At 67.0% G+C, this 24,433-nt stretch carries 18 protein-coding genes; 6 read left to right on the top strand and 12 right to left on the bottom strand.

The window, feature by feature from the left end:
- The first annotated feature begins 54 nt into the window (after window positions 1-54).
- Entirely contained in the window at window positions 55-1,050 is a 996-nt protein-coding gene (locus tag EV645_RS17530) for an ElyC/SanA/YdcF family protein (protein ID WP_130444955.1), read from the top strand.
- On the opposite strand, the gene EV645_RS17525 is transcribed toward EV645_RS17530, so the two are convergent.
- Complete coding sequence (locus EV645_RS17525) at window positions 1,047-1,811, bottom strand: sulfite exporter TauE/SafE family protein (protein WP_130444954.1); 765 nt, start codon at window positions 1,809-1,811, stop codon at window positions 1,047-1,049. The two genes, EV645_RS17530 and EV645_RS17525, sit on opposite strands and share 4 nt — an antisense overlap.
- 76 nt (window positions 1,812-1,887) lie before the next feature.
- On the opposite strand from EV645_RS17525, the gene EV645_RS17520 reads away from it, so the two are divergent.
- On the top strand, window positions 1,888-2,262 hold the full coding sequence (locus tag EV645_RS17520; RefSeq protein WP_157997091.1) for an AfsR/SARP family transcriptional regulator: 375 nt from the start codon (window positions 1,888-1,890) through the stop codon (window positions 2,260-2,262).
- A gap of 94 nt (window positions 2,263-2,356) precedes the next feature.
- On the opposite strand, the gene EV645_RS17515 is transcribed toward EV645_RS17520, so the two are convergent.
- The 3 genes from EV645_RS17515 to sigJ form a co-directional block, all read right to left on the bottom strand.
- Complete coding sequence (locus tag EV645_RS17515; RefSeq protein WP_130444952.1) at window positions 2,357-3,565, bottom strand: MFS transporter; 1,209 nt, start codon at window positions 3,563-3,565, stop codon at window positions 2,357-2,359.
- Between the two features lie 131 nt (window positions 3,566-3,696).
- Complete coding sequence (locus EV645_RS17510) at window positions 3,697-5,241, bottom strand: WD40 repeat domain-containing protein (RefSeq protein ID WP_130444951.1); 1,545 nt, start codon at window positions 5,239-5,241, stop codon at window positions 3,697-3,699.
- A 44-nt stretch (window positions 5,242-5,285) separates the two neighbouring features.
- Complete coding sequence (gene sigJ / locus EV645_RS17505) at window positions 5,286-6,143, bottom strand: RNA polymerase sigma factor SigJ (RefSeq protein WP_242000478.1); 858 nt, start codon at window positions 6,141-6,143, stop codon at window positions 5,286-5,288.
- A gap of 94 nt (window positions 6,144-6,237) precedes the next feature.
- On the opposite strand from sigJ, the gene EV645_RS17500 reads away from it, so the two are divergent.
- A complete protein-coding gene (locus EV645_RS17500; protein WP_130444949.1) occupies window positions 6,238-7,386 on the top strand; it encodes an NAD(P)/FAD-dependent oxidoreductase in 1,149 nt (382 codons plus the stop codon).
- Here the strand turns inward: EV645_RS17500 and EV645_RS17495 are convergent.
- Both EV645_RS17495 and EV645_RS17490 read right to left on the bottom strand, forming a co-directional pair.
- A complete protein-coding gene (locus EV645_RS17495) occupies window positions 7,375-8,412 on the bottom strand; it encodes a DUF2252 family protein (protein ID WP_130444948.1) in 1,038 nt (345 codons plus the stop codon). The two genes, EV645_RS17500 and EV645_RS17495, sit on opposite strands and share 12 nt — an antisense overlap.
- A complete protein-coding gene (locus EV645_RS17490; RefSeq protein WP_130444947.1) occupies window positions 8,409-9,560 on the bottom strand; it encodes a cation:proton antiporter in 1,152 nt (383 codons plus the stop codon). Before EV645_RS17490 ends, EV645_RS17495 begins: the two co-directional genes overlap by 4 nt.
- A gap of 136 nt (window positions 9,561-9,696) precedes the next feature.
- On the opposite strand from EV645_RS17490, the gene EV645_RS17485 reads away from it, so the two are divergent.
- Together EV645_RS17485 and EV645_RS17480 are read left to right on the top strand one after the other, a co-directional pair.
- Window positions 9,697-10,476 carry an SDR family NAD(P)-dependent oxidoreductase gene (locus EV645_RS17485; protein WP_130444946.1) on the top strand — a complete coding sequence of 260 codons (780 nt, stop codon included), beginning with the start codon at window positions 9,697-9,699 and terminating at the stop codon, window positions 10,474-10,476.
- A gap of 74 nt (window positions 10,477-10,550) precedes the next feature.
- Entirely contained in the window at window positions 10,551-11,129 is a 579-nt protein-coding gene (locus tag EV645_RS17480; protein WP_130444945.1) for a nicotinamidase, read from the top strand.
- Between the two features lie 10 nt (window positions 11,130-11,139).
- On the opposite strand, the gene EV645_RS17475 is transcribed toward EV645_RS17480, so the two are convergent.
- From EV645_RS17475 to EV645_RS17460, 4 genes are all read right to left on the bottom strand, one after another.
- Window positions 11,140-12,678: an AbgT family transporter gene (locus tag EV645_RS17475; RefSeq protein WP_130444944.1), complete on the bottom strand. Its 1,539-nt coding sequence runs from the start codon at window positions 12,676-12,678 to the stop codon at window positions 11,140-11,142.
- 1 nt (window position 12,679) lies between these two features.
- Window positions 12,680-13,636 (bottom strand): CE1 family esterase, encoded by a 957-nt coding sequence (locus EV645_RS17470; protein ID WP_130444943.1) that lies wholly within the window; start codon window positions 13,634-13,636, stop codon window positions 12,680-12,682.
- Window positions 13,637-13,730: 94 nt separating this feature from the next.
- Complete coding sequence (locus EV645_RS17465; RefSeq protein WP_130444942.1) at window positions 13,731-14,474, bottom strand: creatininase family protein; 744 nt, start codon at window positions 14,472-14,474, stop codon at window positions 13,731-13,733.
- Window positions 14,471-15,160: a FadR/GntR family transcriptional regulator gene (locus EV645_RS17460; protein WP_233714572.1), complete on the bottom strand. Its 690-nt coding sequence runs from the start codon at window positions 15,158-15,160 to the stop codon at window positions 14,471-14,473. Before EV645_RS17460 ends, EV645_RS17465 begins: the two co-directional genes overlap by 4 nt.
- Before the next feature lie 129 nt (window positions 15,161-15,289).
- Here EV645_RS17460 and EV645_RS17455 point away from each other — a divergent pair, with 129 nt between their 5' ends.
- The gene (locus EV645_RS17455; RefSeq protein WP_130444941.1) at window positions 15,290-18,853 is read left to right on the top strand and encodes a hypothetical protein; all 3,564 of its coding nucleotides are present in this window, start codon (window positions 15,290-15,292) and stop codon (window positions 18,851-18,853) included.
- Here the strand turns inward: EV645_RS17455 and EV645_RS17450 are convergent.
- Together EV645_RS17450 and EV645_RS17445 are read right to left on the bottom strand one after the other, a co-directional pair.
- Window positions 18,778-22,968 (bottom strand): hypothetical protein, encoded by a 4,191-nt coding sequence (locus tag EV645_RS17450; protein WP_130444940.1) that lies wholly within the window; start codon window positions 22,966-22,968, stop codon window positions 18,778-18,780. The genes EV645_RS17455 and EV645_RS17450 overlap by 76 nt on opposite strands.
- The gene (locus tag EV645_RS17445) at window positions 22,965-24,386 is read right to left on the bottom strand and encodes an esterase/lipase family protein (protein WP_130444939.1); all 1,422 of its coding nucleotides are present in this window, start codon (window positions 24,384-24,386) and stop codon (window positions 22,965-22,967) included. Before EV645_RS17445 ends, EV645_RS17450 begins: the two co-directional genes overlap by 4 nt.
- Window positions 24,387-24,433: the final 47 nt, after the last annotated feature.

The following is a 24,433-nucleotide window of genomic DNA, read 5'->3' as shown; positions in this document are numbered from 1 at the left end:
CACGAACCCTGCGGTTCCAGGTTCTGGTCAGGCCGCCGTGATTTCATGTGCACGATGTACGCCTTCCTGATCGCCGCGTTCTGGTTCGTCGTGTTTGCGGTCAGCTTCTTGCGGGACCGGCGGCTGTTCAAGAACGGGATCTTTCTGGTCCTGACGCTGATGTTCGCGGGGATCGGGATGATCTTCGTCGTCGACGCGTTCAACAACACCGCGGCCCGCTGGCTCGTGCTGGGGATCCTCGGCATCATTCCGGTGGCGATCGCCGTCCTCGCGGTGTTCCTGGTGGTCAACGGCATCACGATGCTGCGCCGGGAAGGCCGGCGGCCGAAGAACCTGCTGTCGCTGCTCGCGGGGCTGGGCATCATCGGGTTCGTCGTGTTCAGCGTGGCGGTGCAGAAGATCGGCTGGGAGCCGCTGGCGGCGCTGCGCTCGGTGCTGATCGGGGTGCTGACCTACATCGCGTTCCTGTTCGTCTGCTTCCTGGTGTACGCGTTCGTCTACAGCCGGGTCCGCTCGTCCCGGAAGGTCGACTTCGTGATCGTGCTCGGCGCCGGCCTGCGCGGGTCGCGGGTCACGCCGCTGCTCGCGAGCCGGCTGGACCGTGGCAAGCAGGTGTACGACCGGGCGCTGCGCAAGGGTCGTACGCCGATGATGATCACGTCCGGCGGCCAAGGCCCCGACGAGGAGGTTCCGGAGTCGCACGCGATGGCGTCGTACCTGATCGAGCGCGGCGTTCCGGACGACCGGATCCTGCGCGAGGATCGGTCGACCAGCACGCTGGAGAACCTGACCTTCAGCCGGGAGCTGATGGTCGCGCGGACGCCGAAGTACCGCTGCCTGATCGTGACGAACAACTTCCACGCGTTCCGCGCGGCGATGACGGCTCGCAAGGCCAAGGTGAACGGCCAGGTGATCGGCTCCCCCACCGCGGCGTACTACTGGCCGACGGCAACGATCCGCGAGTTCGTCGCGATCCTGTTCAGCCACCCGTACCTGAACGGCGGCATCTGCCTACTGATCGCGGCCGCGGCCATCTCACAGCACGTCTAGCGCAGCATGAGTACGGCGGCGACCACGCCGGCGAGCATGATCAGCACCCTGAGCAAGGTTTCCGGGAGCCGTCGGCCGATGTGGGCCCCGACGTACCCGCCGACGATGGAGCCGGCCGCGAGCAGGCCGCTCGCGGTCAGGTCGAGGTCGGCGATGAAGATGAAGATGATGCTGGCGACGAGGTTGGCCGCGAGGAGCGCGAGCGTCTTGAGACCGTTGACGATCCGCAGCTCCAGGTCGAGCCCGAGGCCGAGGACGGCCATCATCATCACGCCGGCGCCGGCACCGAAGTAGCCGCCGTACACGCCGGTCAACGCGGTGAACACAGTCGTTGCCGGTGACATCGATCTGCGCAGCACGTGCGGGTGGCCGGACCGGGCACGCAGCCAACGGGAGATCCAGGGCTGGACGCCGACGATCAGGCAGGTGAAGAGGATCAGCCAAGGCGCTGCCGATGCGAATACGCGCGACGGCAACGCCAGCAGCAGGGAAGCGCCACCGATCGCGCCGACGGCACAGATCACCACGACGGCAACCACCTGGTGGCGTGGCACCTCGCGCAACTCACGCCGGTACCCGAACGCGCCGCTCAGTGCGCCCGGCAACAGCCCGAGAGTGTTCGACGCGTTGGCGACCACGGGCGGGATTCCCAGCGCGATCAGCACCGGGAAGCTCAGCAGCGACGCGACGCCGACGGTTGAGGTCAGGATGCCTGCACCGAGCCCGGCAGCGATCACCGCCAAGTGCTCCGCGCCCGTCATGCCGACCACCCAATCACACCTGCGCCGGTGAGACGTCCGTTGCCGGGTGATCCGGCAACAAGGCAAACTGCGGTGGGTGACCTCTCAGCTACGGATCGAGCTGCTCGGACCGTTGGGGGTGTACTGGCAAGGTCGCCAACTACCTGTCGGCGCGCAGCGCCTGCAGACGCTGCTGGCCGTGCTCGCGTTGCGGGCGAACGAGGTCTGCACTCCCCAGGAGCTCTTCGATCTCGTCTGGCAAGACAACCCTCCCGGCACCGGTCTCAAGGTGCTGCCGCCGGACGTCTATCGGCTGCGCCGGGTGCTCCCGCCCGATGTCCTCGAGCGTACGCCGGAGGGCTACCGGCTCCGGCTGGACGACGACGCGCTCGACATCACCTCGTTCGAGACCGCGGTCCGGACGGCGACCCTGCATCGCGAACGCGGTGAACTCGACGCCTGCGCGGTCTGATCCAGCAGCAGGCGGCGATCGACTACCTCCACGAAGCGTTGGCGCTGGCCGATGAGCGCTTCCCGGCGTACGCCACCGGGCTGCGAACCAAGCTTTACTCGCTGAACTGACGTAACCGCGCCAGCGGGGACAGGCTCAGGCAGAGCGGGGAGAGAAACAGCGCCAGGGTCGACATCAGCAAGGCAGCCCGGATTCCCAGCGCTCCGGCCGCGGCGCCGCCGAGCAACGCGCCGAACGGAGTCAGCCCCAACCCGAGAAAGTTGATCGTGGCAACGACTCGGCCCTGGACCTCCAATGGTGTTATCAGTTGGCGGATCGCGGTGACCGCGACGTCGACGGACTGGCTGAGCGCGCCGTACAGGATGTTGATGACGATCAGGGCGGCAATCGTCAGCGGTCCGGAGCCGCGCAACGTCGAGGTGGTCAGCATGACGAGATCCGAGATCAATGCGGCGAAGACGACGACCGGGCCGTAGCCGAAGCGTCTCGGCAGCCAGGCGGAGAGCAACGAGCCGATCAGTACGCCGGGGCCGAACGACGCCAGCACCAGGCCGACGACCGCACTCGGCAGGTCGAGGGTGCGGCTCAGGAACAGCAGATAGACCGTGGTCAATGCGGTGAAGCCGAACTGGTACACACAGGTCGCGGCCGAGATCGCCCGCAACGACTTGTCGTGCCGCACGATCCGGAGGCCCTCGCCGATCTGGCGCAGTACACCTGTCCGCGGAACACCGGTTGTTGTCCGATTGCGGATCTGAGCGACGGACAAACTCGAGAACGCGAACAGCGCGGCGCTGGAGAGAATCGCGATCGGTGCGGTCAGCAACGACACGAGTCCACCGCCGAGCGCCGGCCCAGATATCTGAGCAGCGGATCGCGTCGTCTCGAGCATGCTGTTGCCTTGGGCAAGCTGATTCCGCTCGACGAGGCGCGGCAACGCGGATTGGTATGCCACGTCGAAGCAGACCGTGAACGTCCCGGCCACGAAGCCCACGACGTACAGGAACGGCAACCCGAGCCCCAGCCCGAGCGGGACCGATGCGAACACCAGCGCACGGCCCAGATCCGCGGCCACCAGCACTGTCCGGAACCGCCAGCGGTCGACCAGTACGCCGACCACCAGCGAGAACAACAGGATCGGGAGTTGCTGCACGGCACGCAGCACACCGAGTTGTGCGGCGGCGGCGCCGAGTGAGGTGACCGCGACCAGCGGCAGGGTCACCTGAGCGGCGAAGCTTGCGAGTTGAGATGCACTCTGGCCTGTCCAGAGCCGAACGAAATCACGATGCGTCCACAGCGACATGACGAAGCCCCAAGGAAAGGTGCCACTCCGCGACGACTGCTGCAGGCGGCACGCGATGACGGTGACGGTCAGCGCGTGCCCGGTTGACCGGGCATCCCCAACTCCTTGAAGGCTTCGACTCGACGGCCAGCCTAACGGACCTTGACTTTTGCCGTTGGGCTTTTCTGGAGGTTGCGGCCGTCGCTGACCTCGAGGTGGTAGGACAGCGCCTGGCCGCTGGTCAGACGCCCGTCCGTGACGGTCGTGACGGTCGGCTTCGTCCAGGAGTTCGACGTACGCGACCAGCTGCCGATGCGCGTGCTGCCGCGGTACAGCAGGTAGGTGAGGGTGAGGTTGTCGCGGTCGAGCACGGTCGGGAAGCTGATCGTCACCTTGTTGGCCCGGGCGCTGGCGACCTTCGGGGCGGCCGGCCGGACCGGGGCGGCTCCACCCGGGGCGCTGCTGAATCGCGTCAGGCCTTCCTGCGGTAGGCCGTTCACCTCGGTGAAGTCGCCGCCGGCCCACAGGTCGTTGCCGCCGGACGCGAACGCCAGCGGGCCGACGAGAGTCTCCCCGCCCGCATCGGTGTTCGGGAACCACGGGCCGAGCTTGCCGGTGATCGTGCTGTAGACGAGCAGGTGGTGCATCCCGGTCTTGTCCGGGAACCCGCCGTCGGAGCTGCAGTCGTGCGCGTGCGATCCCTTGTACAGCCAGTTGCCGATCGCCTTGATCGCCTCGGTCGCGCCCAGGCAGTGGCTCTGCCAGATCAGCTTGCCTGTCGTCGCGTCCGCGGCCAGGACCCCGTCGTAGCAGCCGATACCCGAGCCGGCGTTGGCCGCGAAGACCTTGTTTCCTTGGACTTCGAGGTCCTTCACCTGGCTGTTGCAGTCATCGGTCTTCGCCGGGATCGCCCCGGACGCGCGCATCGACAGTAGTGCGCCGGTCTTGGCGTTCAGCATCGCGAGGGCGTGATCGTACCGGCCGTCGATCCGGGTGAAGCCGCCGCCGACGAACACCCGATCGCCATCGGTGGACACCTCGATCGCATGGACGTCGTCGTTCGCGTCCGGGCTCCACGGCAGCAGCGTGCCGGTGCTCAGCGTGACCGCGGCGAGACGGCTGCGCGCCATCTTGTCCACCTGGCCGAACGAGCCGCCGAGGTAGACCGTCTTCGCGGTGATCTTCAGGGCCGCGACCCGGAAGTTGACCACCGGGTCCCACCCGGAGACCAGCTTGCCGGTAGCTACGTCGAACATCGCCACCCGCGACCGCGGCACGCCGTCGACGACGGTGAAGTCACCGCCGATCACGACCCACCGGCCGTCCGGCGATGTGGCCACACTCCACACCGGCCCGTTGACCTGCGGCGCGAACCGCGTCGGTACGCCGGTGGTCCGGTTGAGCACCACGAAGTACTTGCGTGCCGCGTCGCCGACACCGCGAGCCTTCCCCGGCGGCCGGACCCGGGTGAACAGGCCGCCCGCGAACACCAGGTTGCCCGCCACGGCGACCGCGTTCACGCTCGCGTTCGTCTGCCACGACTTCTGCTCCACCGACGACAACGCCGAGCCGAAACCAGGCGGGGCGGTATGCGCCCGCCCAGCCGTCTCAGCCGCCTGCACCGCCGGCCCCGATGGAACCAGTGCCGCGGCGACGACGGCCGCGCCGGTGACAACTGCCAGGACAGCCTTCTTCATGAGCGAACCCCCCTCGGTGACTATGCGCCGTCAAACGATAACTGTCAGCGCACAATGCCGCGAACCCAGGTCCGGAGCTTGCCCGGGTTGCGGACGCCCCAGATGTGCTTGATCCGGTCCCCCACGACCTCGAACGCGTACACCGTCACGGTCACTCCGTCCCGCTGGGCCACCAGCCCGGGCTGGCCGTTGACCGTACGTTCCACGATCGTCAGCTCACGGAGCTTGCCGGCGAACTTCTGCATCGACCGCGCGATCCGCTCGGCGCCCTCGATCGGCCCGAGTACGGCGCTGACCAGCCCGCCGCTGTCCGCGACGACCGTGGCGTCGGGATCGAGCAGGCCGACGAGAGCCTCGATGTCCTGGGCCTCCCACGCCTGTTTGAACTGTCTGATGATCTGCGCCTGCCGGGCGGCCGGTATCACGGGCGCCTGCGAGTCGCGAATGCGTCGACGCGCCGACGATGCCAACTGCCGGCAGGCCGCCGGGCTCCGGCCGACGATCCGGGCGACTTCGGCGAACGGATACCGGAAGACGTCGTGCAGGACGAACGCGACGCGCTCGGCCGGAGTCATCGACTCGAGCACGACGAGGAACGCCATGTTCACCGACTCGTCGAGGGTGACCCGATCGGCCGGGTCGAGGCTCGTGGGTTCCGGCAGCGGCTCAGGGATCCATTCGCCGACGTACGTCTCGCGCCGTACCCGTGCCGACGAGAGCAGGTTCAGGCAGAGACGACTGGTGACCGTCGTCAACCACGCGCCCGGCGAGGCGATCGCGTCCCGCTGGTGCGGAGACATGGCATACCAACGGGTGTAGGCCTCCTGGACGACGTCCTCCGCGTCGGCCAGCGAGCCGAGCAGGCGGTAGGCAAGGTTGATCAGCTGGCGCCGTTCGTTCATGACCGTACGACAACGCAGCGCGCCGAAACGTGAGGCCTCACGTTCCGAGGGACTCGCTTGTCGGACTGGTGAGACAACGAAAGGAATGTCCACCATGTCTGAACACAAAGTCGTCGTCATCGGCGGCGGGTACTCCGGAACGCTCGCAGCGAACCATCTGCGGCTTCGCGCCGATATCGACATCACCCTGGTCAACCCCCGCCCCAAGTTCGTCGAACGGATCCGGCTGCACCAGTTCGTCGCGCGGACCGGCGAGGCCACGATCGAGTACGGCACGCTGCTCGGCGAAGGCATCCAGTTGGTCGTGGACAGCGCGACGTACATCGACACCGCCTCCCGCACTGTGCGACTGGCGTCGGGCGAGGCGTTGGACTACGACTATGTGATCTATGCGGTCGGCAGCACCGCGGCGATTCCGTCGTCGGTGCCCGGCGCGGCGCAGTACGCGTTCGACATCGCGGAGTACGAGGCTGCGCAACTCCTACGCGGCCGGCTGGACGAGTTGCCCGGCGATGCTCCGGTCACGGTGGTCGGCGGCGGGCTGACCGGTATCGAGACGGCTGCCGAACTAGCTGAGCAGGGCCGTAAGGTCACGCTGGTGGGTGGCGGAAAGCTTGCGCCGACCTTCAGCGCGCAGGGTCGTCGATACATCACGAAGTGGCTGGCTCGGCACGGGGTCGTCGTACTCGAGGCGGACAGGGTGACCGAAGTACGGGCAGATGCCATCGTGCTGTCCGGCGGGGCCGTGCGTGCGAGTTCGTTGACGATCTGGTCGGCGGGGTTCGGCGTCCCGGAGTTGGCTGCCGCGAGCGGACTGCAGACCGACACGCTCGGTCGGCTGCTCACGGACGAGACGCTGACCAGCGTCGACGACGACCGCATCGTCGCGACCGGCGATGCAGCCGCGCCATCGGGCCGGCCGCTGCGGATGAGCACGTACGCCGCTGGGCCGCTCGGGGCGCAGGCGGCGAACACCGTGCTCAGCCGCATCGCGGGGACGGAGCCGGCGGCGCTCGACCTCGCGTTCACGGGCGCCTGCGTCAGCCTCGGGCGGCACGCCGGCATCCGGCAACTCGCGCGCAAGGACGACACAGCGGTGAACCTCTACATCGCGGGCCGGCTGGGTGCGGTGATCAAGGAGACGGCCTGCAAGTTCGTGATCGAGAAAAGGATCCGCCGCGAGGCGCTGGAGCCCGGCTCGATGGGTTGGCCCAAGGGTGGGCCGCGCGTCTCAACTACTTGAGGCGGCGTACTCGTCGTAGCGGGACTTGGTGTCGTCGGTGAGTTGACGGGTGGCGTCGAGTAGCCAGGTCGGCGGGAGGGTTTCGACGTGGCCGCGGGCGTCGTGGAGGTGGTGCGGGATGACGCCGTGGACGTCGACGGCGGCTCGGGCCATCGAGGTCAGGACGAGTTCGACGGCTTTCGGGCGGAGGGATTCGATCGTGATGCGTTCGACGTCCGGGGACAGGGCGCGGAGTTGCCAGCCGTCGATGCGACGCATCGGGTAGGGTCCGCGAATTGCGCTCAGGACGCGCCCGTAGAGAAGGTCGTCGGATTGCGCACCGATCGGGACGTAGCCGGCGGTGGGTGGACCGACGACCTTCACCTCGCGCGCAATGTCTTTGCCTACAGCAACCATCCGCGGATGACCAAGGGATCCGGTGCCCGCCTGACGATGGTGCCAGGAGGCGTTGTCGATCTTGACGGCTGCCTGGACGCCGGCGGGCAGCACCGACGGGTCCGCCGGCGCGCCCTCACGCAGCTTGCCGTAGTACCGATCGGCGTCGGTCTCTTTGGGCACGAGCGCACGCAGGTGCTCGGCGCCCGGGTCGGCCAGATCGACGGCTCGACCCGGTTTCGCCATGGACCAGGTGTCGAGGAGCAGGCGACAGATCCGCTTCGGGCTGATCGACACCTGCGGCGTCAGCACGGCCGAGACCGCTAGCCGGAGCAGGTCAAGAGCCGGCGAGCCCCAGGCCAGTTCGTCGAGATCGTTGACGCCCCAGCGCCGTACGCCGCGATGGTCGAGCCACGTCCCGAAGTTCTGCACATGCAGGTCACCGACGGCCGGCACCTGCGGACCGTCCAGCACGTAAGGCGCAAGCTCGGTGACGCGCTCGAGCCAGAGGTAGTACGTCCCGCGCAGGAAGCGCAGCGGATCCGCCGCCAGTTCACGATGCTTGAGCTCGAGATCCTCTGGTACGACGGGGATCCGGTCCGCGAGCCAGCGTTCGTACGCCGCAGTCGCCGCCACCGGATCGGCCGTCACCCCGACACCGCCTTCGGCGAGACCAGCCCCCGCCGTACGGCGATGCCGCCCGCGACGACGCCGGCCGCGATCGTCACCAGCGCGCCGAGGATCAGCGCGGACGGCTCCCCCGGCTGGAGCACGTGCAACGTCGTACCGAGCGTCGCCGCCGCGACCGGGACGCCGAGTTGGGCCGACGCCAGAACGCCGAGGCTCATGGGCTGCCGAGTCAGCATCCCGGACAGGTGACTGATCACGGCACCGAGGCCTAGCGCTGCGCCGAGGCCGATGAACTCCGGTTTGGTGAGGAGCTCGCGCAGGTCGAGCGACGCCCCGAGCCAGACGAAGAACACCGGCCCGAGGAACCCTTCGGTCAGCGCGAACAGCTGCCGCGCCAGCCGCCGCGGCTCACCCACGGCCGCGACCGCCAGCCCGAGGACGAATCCGGCCAGCATGATCGACACATGCGTCGCCGTCGCCAGTCCGGCGAGCGCGAACAGCACAATCAGACTGACCCGCAGTTCGATCGCGAACTGGCGGTCCTCCGACACCTTGTGCGCCCGACGCCGAGCGCCGGACCGCTCTGCCCAGTTCAGCAGCACGTACGTCACCGCCCCCGCACCGATGACCGCGAGCGCCCCCAGCGCCGCCCGGCCGGCGTGCGGCGGATCGATCGCCAGCGGCAGCGCCACGATGCAGGCAGCGTCGGCGATCGCGACCTGAGGCAGCAGTTCGACCACCCGCGGCCCGCCGAGCCCGAGCGAGTCGACGATCGGCAGGACCAGCGCCGCGGACGAGGAGGCCATGAGTACGGCGTACAGCGCGACATGCCCGGTGTCGAAGACCGCGTTCAGCGCGTAGGCGAGACCGGTCGCGACGATGCCGGTCACCACGGCGCGGAGCAGCCCGGGCCGGATCGCTTTGCGCAGACTCTCGTCCCGCACCGGAACGTGGGTCCCGGCAACGAACATCACCAGCCCGAACCCGATATCGGCGAGGAACGTGAACTTGTCGTCGGACGCCACGAAGTACCCGAACCCCGTCTTGCCCAGGATGACACCGGCCAGCAGCTCGCCGAGCACGACCGGGATGTGCCAACCGCGCCGCAACGCCAGCAGCGGACCGATCAGTCCGACGGCAATCACCACGGCCAGCACGGTGAAGCTCACCGCTGCTCCTTTCCCCGGAGAGCGCCATTGTGCGCCCGCACGCCTGAGATTCGGCGGACGTGGTCAGGTTGCGTCCGGTTCATTAGTCGGCTAAATTTTCTGCTTAGCCGACTAACAAATACCGGAAGGACGGGTCATGGACCTGGGATTCAAGGACGCGGCGGTGCTGGTGACGGGCGGATCGTCGGGGATCGGGCGGGCGACGGCGATCGCGTACGGCGCGGAGGGAGCGCGGGTCGCGATCACCTACAACTCGCGGAAGGACGCCGCCGAAGCGGTCGCGGCGGAGATCGAGGCGGCGGGCGGTACGGCGTACGTCGTCGGCATGGAGCTGGGTGTGCCCGAGACGATCGCGTCGGCAGTCTCGTCCGTCGTCGAGCACTGGGGTGGGCTCGACGTCGTGGTGGGGAACGCGGTCGACTGGGGTAACGCCGAGTTCCACGAGCGGCCGACGAAGGTCGAGGACGGGCCGCCGGAGTGGTGGGTGCCGATCATGCGGGCCAACCTGGAGGGCAACTTCCACCTCGTCCAGCAGGTCGCGCCGGCGCTGCGGCGGTCCGGACACGGGCGTCTCGTGCTGATCTCGACGGACCTGGCCGAGCGCGGTCTGCCCGGTTCGTGGCCGTACAGCGCGGCCAAGGCCGGCCTGCACGGGTTGGTCGCGAGCGTGCAGCACGACCTGGGTGCGGACGGCGTACTGGTCAACGTCGTCATGCCCGGTATCACGCTCGAGAACGGCGAACACCGGGTGATCCCGCAGGCCGCGCTCGAGCAGATCGCGGCCGGATTCAGCGCGCGGCACCTGCCGGAGACGACCGAACTCGCGGACGCAATCCTGTTCCTGACCTCGCCGCGGACGAAGGCGATCCAGGGCCAGATCCTGCGCGTCACCGGCGGGACCCTGCTTCCCGCCTGACGCGCAATACCGCCGCGACGGCGCCGACGCTTGTACCGTGGGCAGAGGGAACTCCCCGATGAAGGAGCGTCGCGATGGCCCGGGCACTGATCGTGGTGGATGTGCAGAACGACTTCTGCGAGGGCGGAAGCCTGGCCGTCGCGGGCGGCGCCGACGTTGCGTTCCGGATCGGCGAACTCCTCCACCAGTGGCACGAGGCGGAGCCCGACGAGCGCCAGTACGCGTACGTCGTAGCCACTCGCGATCACCACATCGATCCCGGTGACCACTTCTCCAGGGAGCCCGACTTCGTCCAGTCGTGGCCGCGGCATTGCGTGGCCGGGACGGACGGGGTCAGCTTCCACCCGAACCTGGATCCGCAGCCGTTCGACGCGATCTTCGACAAGGGCGAGTATGCGGCGGCGTACTCGGGGTTCGAGGGGAAGTCACACGAAGGCGGTCACGCCCTGGCCGATTGGTTGCGCGGCAAGGGCGTGACCGACGTCGATGTCTGCGGGATCGCTACGGACTATTGCGTCCGGGCCACTGCGTTGGACGCCCGCAAGGAGGGCTTCGACACGACCGTCCTCATCAATCTGACGGCCGGGGTGGCTCCGTCCAGCACCGAGCAGGCACTGACCGACCTACGCACAGCCGGAGTCAACGTCACCTGACGTAGTCCTCTTATCTGACTGGTGCGCCTGGGCCGAGTGGGATGCCTAGGGCCCACCAGGCCAGGAACAGCAGGGTCCATGCGATGGTCATCGACACCGCCAGTGGCACGGTGTACGACGCCAGCGTGCCTACGCCGGCGTCCTTGCGGTAGCGCTGCAGGAAGCCGAGGGCCATCACGAAGTACGGGCTCATCGGGGTGATTGCCGTCGAGCCCGAGTCGGCGATGCGGAAGAGCGCCTGCGTGGTCTCGGCAGGGACGTTGAGCAGCAGCATCATCGGGACCAGGATCGGCGCTGTGAGCGACCACATCGCCGAGCCGCTCGTCACCAGCACGTTGATGATTGTGAGCAGCGCGAGGATGCCTAGGAAGATCACGACTTTCGGGGCGCCCAGATCGCCGAGCCAGCGGGCGGATTCTGCCGACAACAGGTCGCCGATGTTGCTCCAGTCGAAGTACGCGAGGAACTGCGCGATCGCGAAGAACAGCACCAGTACGGGCGCCATCTGTTTGATGCCCTCGGCCATCAACTTCGGTACGTCGGCCGCGCGCTCGATCGCCTTCACGGTGACGCCGTACGTGATGCCGACGAGACCGAACAGCACGGCGACGACCATCGCGATCCCGTCCAGGAACGGGGAGTCGACGATGCTGCCTTCCTTGCCGCGCAGCGGGGAATCGTGCGGCAGCAGTACAGCGACGATCGCCACCGCGGCGACCAGGAACACGATGCCCGCCCTACGCAGACCCTTGCGCTCGGCAACGGATACCGCGAGCTGATCGGGATCGTCGCCTGGCGCGTCCGGGTCGGCGTCGAGGTCGGTTCGCTTGCTCAGCACCAGTCTTGTGACCAGCGTGATGACCAGCGCCAGCAGGACTGACGACGCGATGTTGAAGAACCAGTTAGACAACACTGAGACGTGCGCTGTGGGGTCGATCGTCTTCGCGGCCGCGGTAGTGATGCCGGCGAAGATCGCGTCGTTCGGGGTCGGGATCGGGCTCGCGTCGTACCCGGACGCGATCGCGGTATACGCCACCACGATGCCGAGGATCGGCGACCGCCCCACCGCGCGGAACGCGAGGCCGCCCAGCGGCACCAGGATGATGTACGCCGCCGCGGACGCCACGTGCGCCATCGTGCCGGCGAACGCGACCGCGAACACCACCATCGACGTAGGCACCCGCGACACGCTGACCCGCATCAGCGCCTGCAGGAACCCGGTCCGCTCGGCCAGCGCGACGCCCATGATCACGACGACGATCGTCGCCATCGGCGGGAACTCGGCGAAGTTCGAGATCGCCGTCGAGACCGCCATCTGCAGCCCGTCGCCGGACAGCAGGTTCTGTACGGCGACCTCCTTGCCGTCCTTGGGCGAGAGCACCGAGACATCCAGCGCCGACAGGATCGCGCTGACGACGGCGAGGATCGCGGACAGGATCCAGAACAGCCAGAACGGATGCGGCAGTGCGTTCCCGACCCGCTCGATGACAGCCATCGCCCGAACCAGCCGGGGCAGCTCCCTGCGGTCGGCGGTTGTAGCCGTACTCATGTCAGCTCCTCAACCGGTGCGCTTGGAAGAAGTCGCCGATCAGCTCATGCGCTTCGAAGGTCTGCGTCACGTACCCGGGTCCGGACGTGGAGTCCGAGCCCGGCCAGCTGTGCCCGCCGTCGGTGACCGCGACGTGTACGACGTCAGCCTTGCAGCCCTTGTACGTGAACTTCAGTACGTCGTCACCGAGCTGACTCGTCTTCGGATCGGGATTGCAGTGATCGCGGACCGTCCAGTCGCGGACCCAGGTCTGGACACTCGGCAGGTCCCGCTCGCCGTCACCGCCGTACGGAATCGTCGTGTCGCCGGTGCCGTGGATGTCGAGTACCGGGATCGGACGGCTCGGCGCGCAGTGCGTGCCCTCGATGTAGAACGCGCCGGAGACCGGAGCGATCGCCGCGAACCGGTCGGCCATTTGGCATGCCAAAATCCCGGTGAAGCCGGCGCCGTTGGATTTGCCGGTCGCGTAGACGGCGCGGGTATCGACGCAGTACTTCGACTCCAGGTCGTCCAGCAGGTCGGCGGTGAACTTGACGTCGTCGACGCCCTTCGCGGAGTACGGCGCTCCTTGCCAGGCCTGCTTGTCCTCGTCGCCGAGCACACCGTTGGGATAGGCAACGATCGCGTCGAGTTTCGAGAGGTCGGAGAACGCTTCGGTCTGGGCGCCGGTCTTGCCGCGACCGTGGTATACCAAAATGAGCTCGGACGCCTTGGAACTCTTGTAGTTGTCCGGGACGTGCAGGCGGTAGGTGCGGGTGATCCCGCCACTCTGCACGGTGTAGTCGCCGCTCGGAGCGGCTTGCTTGCCACAGCCTGGCGTGGTGGACGTTGCGGATGCTGTTGCTGTGGGCAACGTGGCGGCGGCGGTCACCAGGGCCGCCGACGCCAGCAGCGCGCCGATCCGCCGGGTGGTATACCAACCGTGCAGGCTGAGGGTTTTCGGGCGTGCGAGGTTCATCAGGGGTGCCTCCTCGGGCAGGCGGCCTGCAGGCGGGCAGGCTCGCGCCTGGACCTCCCTGAGCGAAGGTCCAGCGTCTTGGGGTGGTGCAGCGTCAGGCTGAGAGCAACTCGTCGGCGAAGGCGGCTATCCGGTCGGCGGCGGTCTCCACCAGGAGGCGGCCGTCCTCGGCGGTGGCGCGACGGGGGTCACCCAGTACGCCACGCTTGTGGTACGCGTCGAACCCGACAGACAGCCGCGGTCCGCGCGACTGCCGGGACAGCCGGGCTGTCGTGGTCAGTTCGTCGAGCATGGTGGCGCCCGGCTCCAGGCGATCGGCCTGGACCAGGTCCGGCGCCAGGTACAGCATCTGCGCGGTCTCGGCCTCGCCGGCGTGACCGTGTACCTCGCTGACTCCTGTGATCAGGTCCGACACCACGGACGTGACCGGGGTCCACGCGAACGTGAGCTCGCTGCGGACGTACTCCTGCGCCAGCACGGACAGGGCCGCGTTGTTCCCTCCGTGCCCGGTGATCACCAGGAACCGCTGCCAGCCGTGTTCGTGCAGGCTGGCGACGACATCCCGGAGTACTTGCATGAACGTTGCCGGAGACAACGTCATGGTGCCGGCGAACGCCATGTGGTGCGGCGAAACGCCGTACGGAACGGCCGGCGCGATCACCGCACGACCGGCCAGCCGCTCGGCGACCCGCTCGGCCACGCCGACCGCGCGAACGGTGTCGGTGGACATCGCCATCCCGCCACCGTGCTGCTCCTGCGCCCCGACCGGAACGATCACCAGCGGGGAACGGCGTACAGCGACGAGCGCTTCGTCGGTCGTCATCTCGGCAAGGTTCATGACCACTCCGGGGCGGATTCGATGGCCCGGCGGATGTTGTCGAGGTGCTCGCGGGTCAGACGTTCGGCCTCGGCGGCGTCCTGGGCACGGACGGCTTCGACGATCGCTTGGTGCTCTTCGTGGTCGCGCTCGCGGTTGTCGTACAGCGCGCGGATCTGCTGCTGCTCACGTACGCGCACCTTCAGCAAGGACGACAGAACCTCTTGTAACAAAGGGTTTCCGGACGCAGCGGCGAGCTCGACGTGGAAGTTGAGCGCGAACGCCGGCCCGCCTGGTGGGATGAGCGCGTTGGTGACCGCGGCCTCGAGGCGCTCCAGATTTTCGGGCTGGCGTGCGACCGCGGATTGCGCGGCGACGGCCGGCTCGAGTACGAGACGGGCACTGATCAGCTGCAGCACCGAATCCTTGGTGATCGGCGGCCGGTGCGGATTCGCGAGTACGACGTTGTTGATCGTCGGCCCGACGTACGTCCCAGAGCCGTGCCGGAACTCGACCGCCCCGGTCGCCTCCAGCTTCCGCAACGCCTCGCGCACCGTCGGCGTCGTGATCGCGAACCGCTTCGCGAGCTCCCGCGCCGACGGAATCGCATCCCCCGGCCCCAACCCGCCGTCCCGGATGATCCCGAGAATCGACTCGGTCAACCGGTCCGACAGGCTGGGCGGCACCTCGGCCGCTGAGTAAGTCACAAACTGACTAAATCACTTAGCCTCTGTTGGGTCAAGACCGGGAGCCAAGAGGATCGGCATGTAACGCAGCGTCGAGACTTCCGATGAAGCTGGTGACAGAAAGAGATCGGCGGGATTGTGGCTCGGGGGATGAAAGTGGCAGTCGGCCAAACGACAAGCCGTCAGACAATGACGGCTCATGTCTTGCGAAACATGTCATTACCAGAGCTGCTCGCGGACATCGGCTTCATGGTGTCCGACGCCGATCTCCAGGCAGCCGCGATCGCCGTCGGCGGCCCAGACGTGCTCTTACAGCTGGAGAGTCCGCAGTCCAGCGCGGCAGTGGTCGGGCCGGCGTGGATCTCTTTCCTCGATGCTCTCCGGTCACCGGCCGGCGTGCGGCCGCCGATCGAGCTGCTGATAGAACTGCTCGTCCACACTGCCTTCAACCACGAGTCTAGTGGCGGTGTGAGCCTGACAACCTCGCTGCGATCAGTCGGCTTCGGCTGGCTCGGCACCTGGCGCGAGCTCAATCTGCGACTGGCCGGCCAGCTGTACTCGTACTCTCGGGTGTCGAACGAGGCGCGGGACTACCGCTCGATGCGAGCCTGCCTTGAGGCAGCTCTCGAATGCTGGGAGGTTGTCGAGCAACTCGACAGCCGGAGTAACGCGGACCAGCGACGGATCTGGCGTGGAATGCGGGCGGTGAGCCAGCTGTACCTGGCCCGCCAATCGACAAGCCCCGTTGGTCTCCTCACCGGCGCCAGCGTCGATTTCGGCATCGCCCAGGACAACGGCGACCGGACGTCGCAACACTTCCAGCTCTACTCGGAAACTCGCCAGCGACTGTTCGCCTTGACCGGTGACGACACGCATTTGGCGGGCGCGGCGAGGTGCCTGGACGACGCACGCGCCGAGGGATACGACACCATTGCGCTCACCCAGGAGCGAGCCGATCTCCTGTTCGCTCGCGGCCTGCGAGCGATGGAGGTAGCGGGTGCGCGACTGCGACGGGGTACGGAGGCGAACGCAGCAGACGTGCGCTCCACGACCAGTCCGGACGACCGCGAGGTGAACGGATCCGGGTTGGACATTCTCGACGTCGAGCCCGACCTCGATGCGTCTGCCGCCCCGCGACGCCCGTTCGACGCCAACGCGCTGGCCGCGGCCCGCAGCGCGTTCATCGCAGCGGCGCTGCTCCGGTCCCGGTCTATGACCATGCCTAGGCCCATGCCCATGGCAGACCCTCAGGACACGACGATATCGACCATCAAGCGCGGCCAGGCCTGGCTACGAGCCGCACATGCGGGCCGGCTCCTTGGTCTGCCACGCAACGAGCACGTCCGCGCGGCGGTTCGCGACCTGCGCCGCTGCGGTGAGCCGAACGCACCGATCTCCGGACCGTACTGGCCATGGGCCCTGCTGGAGCGCGCTCGCCTGCTGATCGCCGAGGGGCTCGACACCGCACTCGAGGAAGCCGGCCAGCTCACCCTGATCGGTCTGCAGGCCGCGGAGACCGAGCTTGGTCCGGACGCGGTTCTGACCACCCGCCTCAGAACTCTGCTCGTAGAGGTCGACCTGAGGCGGGCCACAACCTTAGTGGATCGAGCCGGATGCCGAGCAGCCCTACCTGCCGCGCTTGCCGCTGCGTCCGATTCCGGGCGGGTGGCCTCGAGCGCGCTTGCCTACGGCGCTCGCGTTCTCCTCCCCGACGAAGGCATCATCGAGCCCGGCGACCTACCGATCATCCGGCAAGTCGTCGACGAACTGGAATCGCGAACACGCCAGGCACTGGACCAACGCGCCTTCAACGCCAGCCATGCCGCCGCGTTGCTGATCCGAAGCGATGGCGCCGGGCCGGTGACGACCGTCGACAGGAACGTTCAGGAACGGATCCACCGACTCCTCAATCTGGCCATCGACGCCACCGGCACCGCCGACACCACCGACTGGCCTGGCTCGACAGCAATTCAGTTCAACTCGGCACGAGCCGCTCTCCGCCTCGGGCGAATCATCGCTGCCGATGGAACGGACGAGGCGCGGGCATCGGCTCTGCCGCTGTTCAGCGAGGCGGTGAACAAGCTCGAGTCGGTGGCAACGACGATCGATTCCTGGGACACGGACGATCCGCAGCCGGTTCCGGGTTCCGGCGACGAGCCGATCGCAGGCTTTGTACTCGACCGGCGCCAATGTGCCAGTCTGCTCGGCGACGCCTACCTTCGTCGAGATACGCTGCGCCACGACAACGCAGACCTGTCGGCGGCGATCGGATGGCTCACCCGTAGCACGAGCCTCGGCAACGACAGCCCGGAACAGTTGAGTCTGCTGGGACAGGCCTATTTCAAAGTGGGTCGACGGACGAGCGATGCCGACTCGCTCGAACGCGCCGTTGAGCTGAAAGCACGGTCCAGACTTCGCGCCGCCGAAACGCATGGCGATGTCGCGCGTGAAGCGTACTCCGTGGGCGCGGCCGCAGCCTACAGCCTCTGGCGAATGCGCGGGCGGCGGGAAGACTTCGTGACAGCCACCGAGACGGCGATCCTCGGCGCGGAAAGTGACATCACCTGGGCCTGGCCCCTCCTACAGCTCGCAGACCTCGCCTCGGCGTCGCCGGACACGGCAGCTACCCTGCCCGAAGAGCCGCCACATGATCCAGCGACTGGCCAACCGGCGCCGAGGACCATCTGGGCGGCGATGCGCAGAGGCGACCTCGCCGAGTTGCGGACCGAGGCTTGCCGCCGCGTCGTTGGCAACACTGAGTTCATGACGCAGGTACTTGGCGGACGCCGACGGTGGGAGACCTATGTGCTCGACGATCCGCACGGATTGTTGTCGTCGACACTCGTACTGAAACCGGCGCCCAACCGTGCGGATGCCGACCGCGAAAGTAGTCGCACTCGCGCCTTCCGTCAGCATCTGGCAGCCACCAGCGCACCTTCGTGGGCCCGAGCCACCCAGCCTTTGGCCGTTGTCGACCTCCCGGAGAGCGCACGAGCCGTTCTCGTAAGCTATCGCGAGGTTGGAGTTGAGCTCTCGGACCTGATCGCCCAACGGGGAACCGACGGTGGACCGACTGCCGAGGAGGTCATCCGCGCAGTCAAGCGGTCGCTGGAACTGCTTGCCATCATCCACACGTGGCGTGGCCCGATACCGCAGACGGCCGAGCCGGACCGAAATGTTGTCCGCGCGCTCGGTCGGGAACTCAACAGAATGGGCCACCGACACGCCGACAGCGCGGCCGACAGATGGGTCCAACTGATCCCGGAAGGGCTGCCCCGGGTGGGCAAGCGGGACGCACACACGGAGAACTGGCTGGTGACCCGGTACGGCGCCGTTGTTGCCCTCGACCTGGGTTCGAGTTCGCACCTGCCGGTCGGCTTCGAGGTCGCTCAACTACTGGAAGACATGCCGCTGCTTGATTGCACGGAGGAAGGCCAGAATCAACGCCTCGAGTTGGCCGAGGGCTATCTTTCCGCGCTGGCGGGGTACTGGCCGGACATCGCCGGATCGCTTCCTGATGTCCGATCCGACCGTTGGCGGACCGCCTACGCCTGCTTCGCCGCTCGCAGGGCAATCTTTCTCATCGACAGGGAGAATCAGCGGCCGGCAGCCGGCCTCCGAGACCGAGCGCGCCGTGATCATGCCGAGTCGGTACTCCAGTTGGCCATCGAGACAGTTCCCGAGTTGTCGGTCTTGAGCTGGCCAGGTTCGTAACGAATGATCGCCAAGCCATCGGCCCCGCCCAGGGCGATGGTCTGCGGCGCCAGGCCGGCGAGGCAGGCGATCGGAAAGCCCGAAATGATCCGTCCGACCTCGCCGGAGAGCGGATTCCACAATCCGATCGTTCCATCAGCGCAAGCGGTCGCCATCACAACGCCCCCATCGGAACTCTCAGCAGGACCGATCGCCCGCACCGGGGAACGATGGACGAGCGGTCGAAGAACGGGCGTCCCCAGCTCCAGATCCCAGAGGTGTACCGTCCGGTCGTTACCGGCCGCTGCCAGCAACAGACGGGATTGGGCCGGGATCAACGCCATAGCCGATTTACCGGCGCCCTGAGGAAGATCGAGGATTGACGACTCGCCAGTCGCCGGATCCCAGATCCGCGGCCGCACGGTTCGTCCTGCGGTGACAAGCCGCGCGCGGGAGTCTGCGCCGACGTACGAGATCAGCGTGTGGATTGGACCGGAGTCGTCCTTGATTCTTCTGCTGACAGCCAGAGTTTCGGCGTCCCACAACCAAACAGCTCCATCATCCGTGGCACCGGCGATCACCGTCTGGTGATCGCCGCCAGCGAACGAGGTCAAAGCCCGGCCGTGAACTCTCACAACCCGGAGCTTGCGATCGGACCGAAGCTCGACCGCTGTGCGGCTGTTACTGCCCAATACCAAGACGGGTCTCCCGCCTGAGTCCAGGTAGCCGTCCACCGCTGTGATACCGGGTGCCCGGACTGGAGCGGGAAGATCACCATCAGGTCGGTGAGGCGCAGCCGAGATGAATTCGACTCCGCTTGCAGTGCAGACGGCGAGCATCGGCAGTTCGCCACCCAGACGGGCCAGTCCACTGATCGGCAGATTGCTGTCGCTGGCAGGGCGAGCCGACATCGCGTCCCAGATCCGTACGGCGCCATCCTCACCCGCCAGCGCGAGGACCTGGCGGCTCGAATCGGCAGTGAGCACAGCGATATCCCTGATCCGGCCGGCGTTCGTGCTGAGACTGGCAGTAGGTTCGACGCCCGCATCAGCACTCCACAGCGCCACGATTCCCTTGTTGTTGCCTGTCGCAATATACGAGGTGGCGCCGTCGTTCCACGACGCCAGCGCGCGCACCCCGTAGTCCTGCCGGATCCGTGCCTGTCCGCCTTCCGGTGTGGCAGTGAACGCGGTCCACTCCTTGACCTCGCCGTCGTTGCCCGCAGACAAGATCCACGCCTGTTCGCTCGCGCGCGTACCACCGGAGGCCTTGGCCACCGCGGCACGGATACCTCCACGATGTGCCTGAACAGGCGAACCAGGCGCAGCCTCGGACAGCGGCTCCCAACGGCGCAACGAGCCGTCATTACAGCCGATGTGCAAGCCCTTCCCATCAGAGCTTGTCAAGGTTTGCACGCTCGATCCGCGCGGGTGCTGCCACGTACTGAGCGTGTCCCCCGTCCGCACATCTTGCACCAAGACCCTGCCACTGATGTCGCCGGAAGCAAAGATCAGTTTCCCAGCCTGCTCAAGGACGCTGAGTGCTGTCACCGTTGCCTCATGGCACGACAATCGTCGCACCCGGTCCTGGCCGGCCCACGGATCCCAGACGCTCACCGTACCGTCCTGGCGTCCCACGACCAGGGAACTCTGGCCGGCGCCGCTGAGGACCGCAAGTGCTGTAGCGGCAGAGCGAGGGCCACTCCAGGTAACGACCTCGCGGGGCTGGGCCAGTGTGTCCCAGATCCGTACCCTGCCATCAGAACCGGCGCTGGCCACCAGAGTGCGGCCACCGCGCACCACTGGAACCACTGCGTTGACGCCCTTCGTATGAATCGGCAAGACAAGGTGCGCTGCCTGCCACACCATGACCGCCCTCTCCAGCGACCATGCTCCATTCATCGCCGACAAAGGCGGGCTCTCGCCACACTGCCTGGCGAGAGCGAGCTGGAGGATTCCTTTGCGGTCTTCTGGCGCAGCGGAAGCGAGGACATGCCACACCGAGATAACAGCCGAGATTTCCGGCGGCACGGCTGTCGAACCTTTGCCCGACCGCAACGCATCGCCGACCAGGGCCGGCAGCTCCAAGCGGTCGAAGACATCGACCATCTCGGCCAACTGCTCCCAGCCGGCGCCGCCACCCGCCAGCGCGTGCGCCGACACATAGTGGGCGATGTACGGATTCGCGGTGTCGTTCGAAGCGCCTCGAGCACGCAGCGAGTCGGCCAGTACACGGACGATCTTGGCGTGTCCCTCCGCCACCTCGGTTCGATCCGCTTCAAAATGCTCTTCGAAGGTGCGGTGAGCGAGACGGTAAACCGTCTGTCCATGCTCATGATGGACACTCACATAGGGCGCGGCGATGCGGAGAAGATCATGGATGTCATCGCCGTTCGGCAATTGGCCGGCCGAAAGCGCAGAGCCCACCTGCGCCCAAACACCATCGCGTAGTGGCAGACCGCGGCCACGAGCCATGGCTAGTGCGCGCAGCAGAGTACGAGCACTCGAGTGATGTCGCTGCATCCGGGCGACCGCGTCGGCGAACAACGTGCGATGATCCTTCTGCAAGAGCGGTGTGATGCCGTCCTCGGTCAGCGGGCCCGGTGTGGCTCGCAGCTCCGCGATGATCAGGCGAGCTCCCAGGAAGTCGTCGGAGCCGCCACCGATTCTCGCGGAGGTTCGGGCGATCAGGTCCGGGTCCGCAATCAACTCCCCAGCCCGGACCGCGTCGGTCAGCCGGCGCCTCGCATAACCTGCGATCGCGTCGCCGTCCCGCTGGACGGTCACTACATCACTGGGGCGAACCTGCAGGATGGCCAAGAGATCGACGTCGACCGCATTGTCTTCGCCGGCTGCGACTTGCCGGGTCCCGACCACCAGCCGCACCGCTGGGAGGCGGGAAAGACGCCTCAGCGAGGCCGCCATTGCGACGGGATCCGCGGCCTCGTCCAGCGCATCCAGCAGAACGGTCAGCGGAGCGCCGGCATGTCCACTCAGCCTGGCGATCAGCCACTCGACCTGGTGCGGCAACTGCGCGGGCGGTGGCACCAGGTCGAGCAGACCCGCGATCTGAGCCAGCAGATCCGCTGTCGTCATTCCGGTGAGGTGGAGTGACAGATCGAATATGTCGTCCGGTGGTCGGTCACCTTCGGCCGTCTGTATCAGCAATCCGAGCCGTTCCAGAACAGATCGGATCTCGGGGCGGGTACGGACCACCAGTTGCCCCAGCAGCGCAGACTTTCCCGATCCCGGCGGCCCGGTGATCACCAGCAGCCCGCTCCGAGTCGCGGACAACCAATCGACGACGTGTGCGGTCTCGGCTGCTCTCTCCTGGTAATACCAGCTTTCGTCGCCCAATTCGCCGCCCTGGGCCTTCGCAGCGAAATGCCGTCGCTCGTCATCGTTCAGCCTCGCCAACACTGCCTGGACTTCAGCGGCGTGATCGATCGTCATTCCGCTGACGACGGGCGTGCGGCGGACCAGAGCAAAGTTCCTGATGTTCTTGGGTACGACCTCAGCGTCGGGCAGCTCCGAGCGGAGCTCGCCACACAGGTCCCAGAGCGTTATCGACTGGTTGGCGGCAAAGGTGTCAGCGAGAACGGTCCGGAGCACGTGGCTGAAGCGGCCGAGCCTGCTCGCTCCGTCCCCGGATGTACCGATCAGCAGCATTCGGCGTTCATCGGATCTTTTGTCGACCAGAGCACCCAACTCCTTGACGAAAGTCGATGAGCCGCACGCGTCGATGACGACGACCGACCACTCGTGGTCAGTAGCGCCGAGATCCTTCTCCACAATGAACTCGACGAGATTCTCAGGCGTGAAGCAGCCGGCCCAACGGTCCTTCTCACTCATGGAGTGCAGGAGGGCGGCTCTGTCCTGATCAGTGATCCCATGGCCTATCCAGCACAGGAACGTCCTTGGTTCGGGCGACTGACGCCAGGCCCGCAATCGCTCGAACACAGCATCGGAGCCTCGAAAGTCTGGTGCCGTCCAGGGATTCTCTACAGCGCCGAAGTCGGCGAGCACCTGAGAAATGGCTTGCAGTTCCTGATCGACGGACAGCGGCAGATGCGCGGGATCGGTATAGGCGCCGATCCCGATGCCGAAGATCTCCACGCGAGGGCCGTCGCCCGTCATTCTTCCACCGTCGCGGCCACCGCCAGAACGAGCTGGCTCACCGGTGAGGTGCCGCCGCCGGCAACGCTCAATCGGTACATGCCGGGCGCCGGCAACACGACCTCGGCGACGACCGCCTCGCCGGAGCGCTTCAATCGAGGGCGTCCGATCACCTGATTGGTATCAGCATTCACAAGCTTGCATCGCGCCTGGCCGGGCCGTACGCCGGTGACTACCGCGGTCCACGGCGTACCGGGCACCGTGGAATCCGGCATAGCGAGGCCGATGCCGGCCTCGTCATCGGCGCCAAGGCGTGGTCCTAGATCGCCGTCCAGATTCGTCAGGACGTCCCGGACCAGGTCGATCGCCTCCTTGGATCTTGCGAGCGCACCGTGCTGCTGGGCGAGCGGCATCGCGGCGCCCTGCGGCGGACGAGCCGAGTTCCGTGGAACTGTCCCGTCGCCGGCGCCGTAGACCCTGTGGATCAGGCCGTTCGGACGACGGGCAACGTCGCCGTCGGCTTGCGGCACGAAGGTGTAGTCGTGGGCTTCGACGATGCCGTCGCGGATGGTCAGTGTGCTCATCGTTGACTGCCTGATCCCGATCAATGCTCTATGACCGGTCATCGGGCGAGCTGAGCGATGAGTGGCGTAGGCAGCGGCCGCCAGCTCCGCCGAGCCGCCCAAGCGACCCACATCTGCGGGCGTCAATGACCGGACAGAATCACCCTCATCGACACAGCTGTACATCGGCAGCAAAGCGTGGATGCCGGGCATCGTGGCAGCCAGCCTCTGCAACCGTTTCGCCGGCAGCGGCGCGCCGTTGCCTTGGTTCAGCAAAACGGCAGCTTTCGCTGCGCCATCGAATGGAGTGCCCAGCGTGACCACGGCGCGAGTGACATCGGCAAGTCCGGCGTCGAGCGGGATCGCACGGCACAGCAGCCCACCCATCGAGTGTGCGATCAGCACCAGCCCGGCATCGGAATAGCCGGATCGGGCCCGCCAACGCTCGAGGTGATCAGCGGCCGCCGTCGCTAGGAGCTTCGCGTTGAAGTCGACCGCCAGCCGCCAGTCGTAGGCGAAACCCAGGGCTGCGTCAGGGTGAGCAACAATCTCTCGCACGGCCTTCATCAGGCGCGTGTACGGTTCCACGCCGGCAAGTACCGGAGCTATTGCAGGGAACTTCAGCAGGCCGGCCGGCCGCACTCGATCAGTCTTCCCGGCCAGTTCGGCCTCCGTCACCGCGAGCCTGGCCAACCCGTCGCGATGAGACCACGCGCGGGCGTACCACCGAGGCGACAGGCCCCAGAGGCGATCACCGGATTCGGTGTCTACGAGCTCGCTGCCCATGATGCCGGGCACGACCACCACCGCGTCCCTGCAGACAATCTTCGCCGGCCGCAGCGCATCCGGCCACGACTGCTCGATTGAGTGAGTCATCTGCCCCCCAGCGTTCAGATCACGATCCTCAGTTTTTGTACCACACT

The organism is Kribbella rubisoli (genome assembly GCF_004217145.1).
Classification (GTDB): domain Bacteria; phylum Actinomycetota; class Actinomycetes; order Propionibacteriales; family Kribbellaceae; genus Kribbella; species Kribbella rubisoli.
Note: the sequence above shows the minus strand (reverse complement) of the source record. Positions and strands in the feature narration are given on the sequence as shown.

Excerpts from the sequence above, each read along its gene's own strand:
- EV645_RS17530 (WP_130444955.1), top strand. The coding sequence starts at position 55 with ATGTACGCCTTCCTGATCGCCGCGTTCTGGTTCGTCGTGTTTGCGGTC.
- EV645_RS17525 (WP_130444954.1), bottom strand. The coding sequence starts at position 1,811 with ATGACGGGCGCGGAGCACTTGGCGGTGATCGCTGCCGGGCTCGGTGCA.
- EV645_RS17515 (WP_130444952.1), bottom strand. The coding sequence starts at position 3,565 with ATGTCGCTGTGGACGCATCGTGATTTCGTTCGGCTCTGGACAGGCCAG.
- EV645_RS17510 (WP_130444951.1), bottom strand. The coding sequence starts at position 5,241 with ATGAAGAAGGCTGTCCTGGCAGTTGTCACCGGCGCGGCCGTCGTCGCC.
- sigJ (WP_242000478.1), bottom strand. The coding sequence starts at position 6,143 with ATGAACGAACGGCGCCAGCTGATCAACCTTGCCTACCGCCTGCTCGGC.
- EV645_RS17500 (WP_130444949.1), top strand. The coding sequence starts at position 6,238 with ATGTCTGAACACAAAGTCGTCGTCATCGGCGGCGGGTACTCCGGAACG.
- EV645_RS17485 (WP_130444946.1), top strand. The coding sequence starts at position 9,697 with ATGGACCTGGGATTCAAGGACGCGGCGGTGCTGGTGACGGGCGGATCG.
- EV645_RS17480 (WP_130444945.1), top strand. The coding sequence starts at position 10,551 with ATGGCCCGGGCACTGATCGTGGTGGATGTGCAGAACGACTTCTGCGAG.
- EV645_RS17475 (WP_130444944.1), bottom strand. The coding sequence starts at position 12,678 with ATGAGTACGGCTACAACCGCCGACCGCAGGGAGCTGCCCCGGCTGGTT.
- EV645_RS17470 (WP_130444943.1), bottom strand. The coding sequence starts at position 13,636 with ATGAACCTCGCACGCCCGAAAACCCTCAGCCTGCACGGTTGGTATACC.
- EV645_RS17465 (WP_130444942.1), bottom strand. The coding sequence starts at position 14,474 with ATGAACCTTGCCGAGATGACGACCGACGAAGCGCTCGTCGCTGTACGC.
- EV645_RS17455 (WP_130444941.1), top strand. The coding sequence starts at position 15,290 with ATGAAAGTGGCAGTCGGCCAAACGACAAGCCGTCAGACAATGACGGCT.
- EV645_RS17450 (WP_130444940.1), bottom strand. The coding sequence starts at position 22,968 with ATGACGGGCGACGGCCCTCGCGTGGAGATCTTCGGCATCGGGATCGGC.
- EV645_RS17445 (WP_130444939.1), bottom strand. The coding sequence starts at position 24,386 with ATGACTCACTCAATCGAGCAGTCGTGGCCGGATGCGCTGCGGCCGGCG.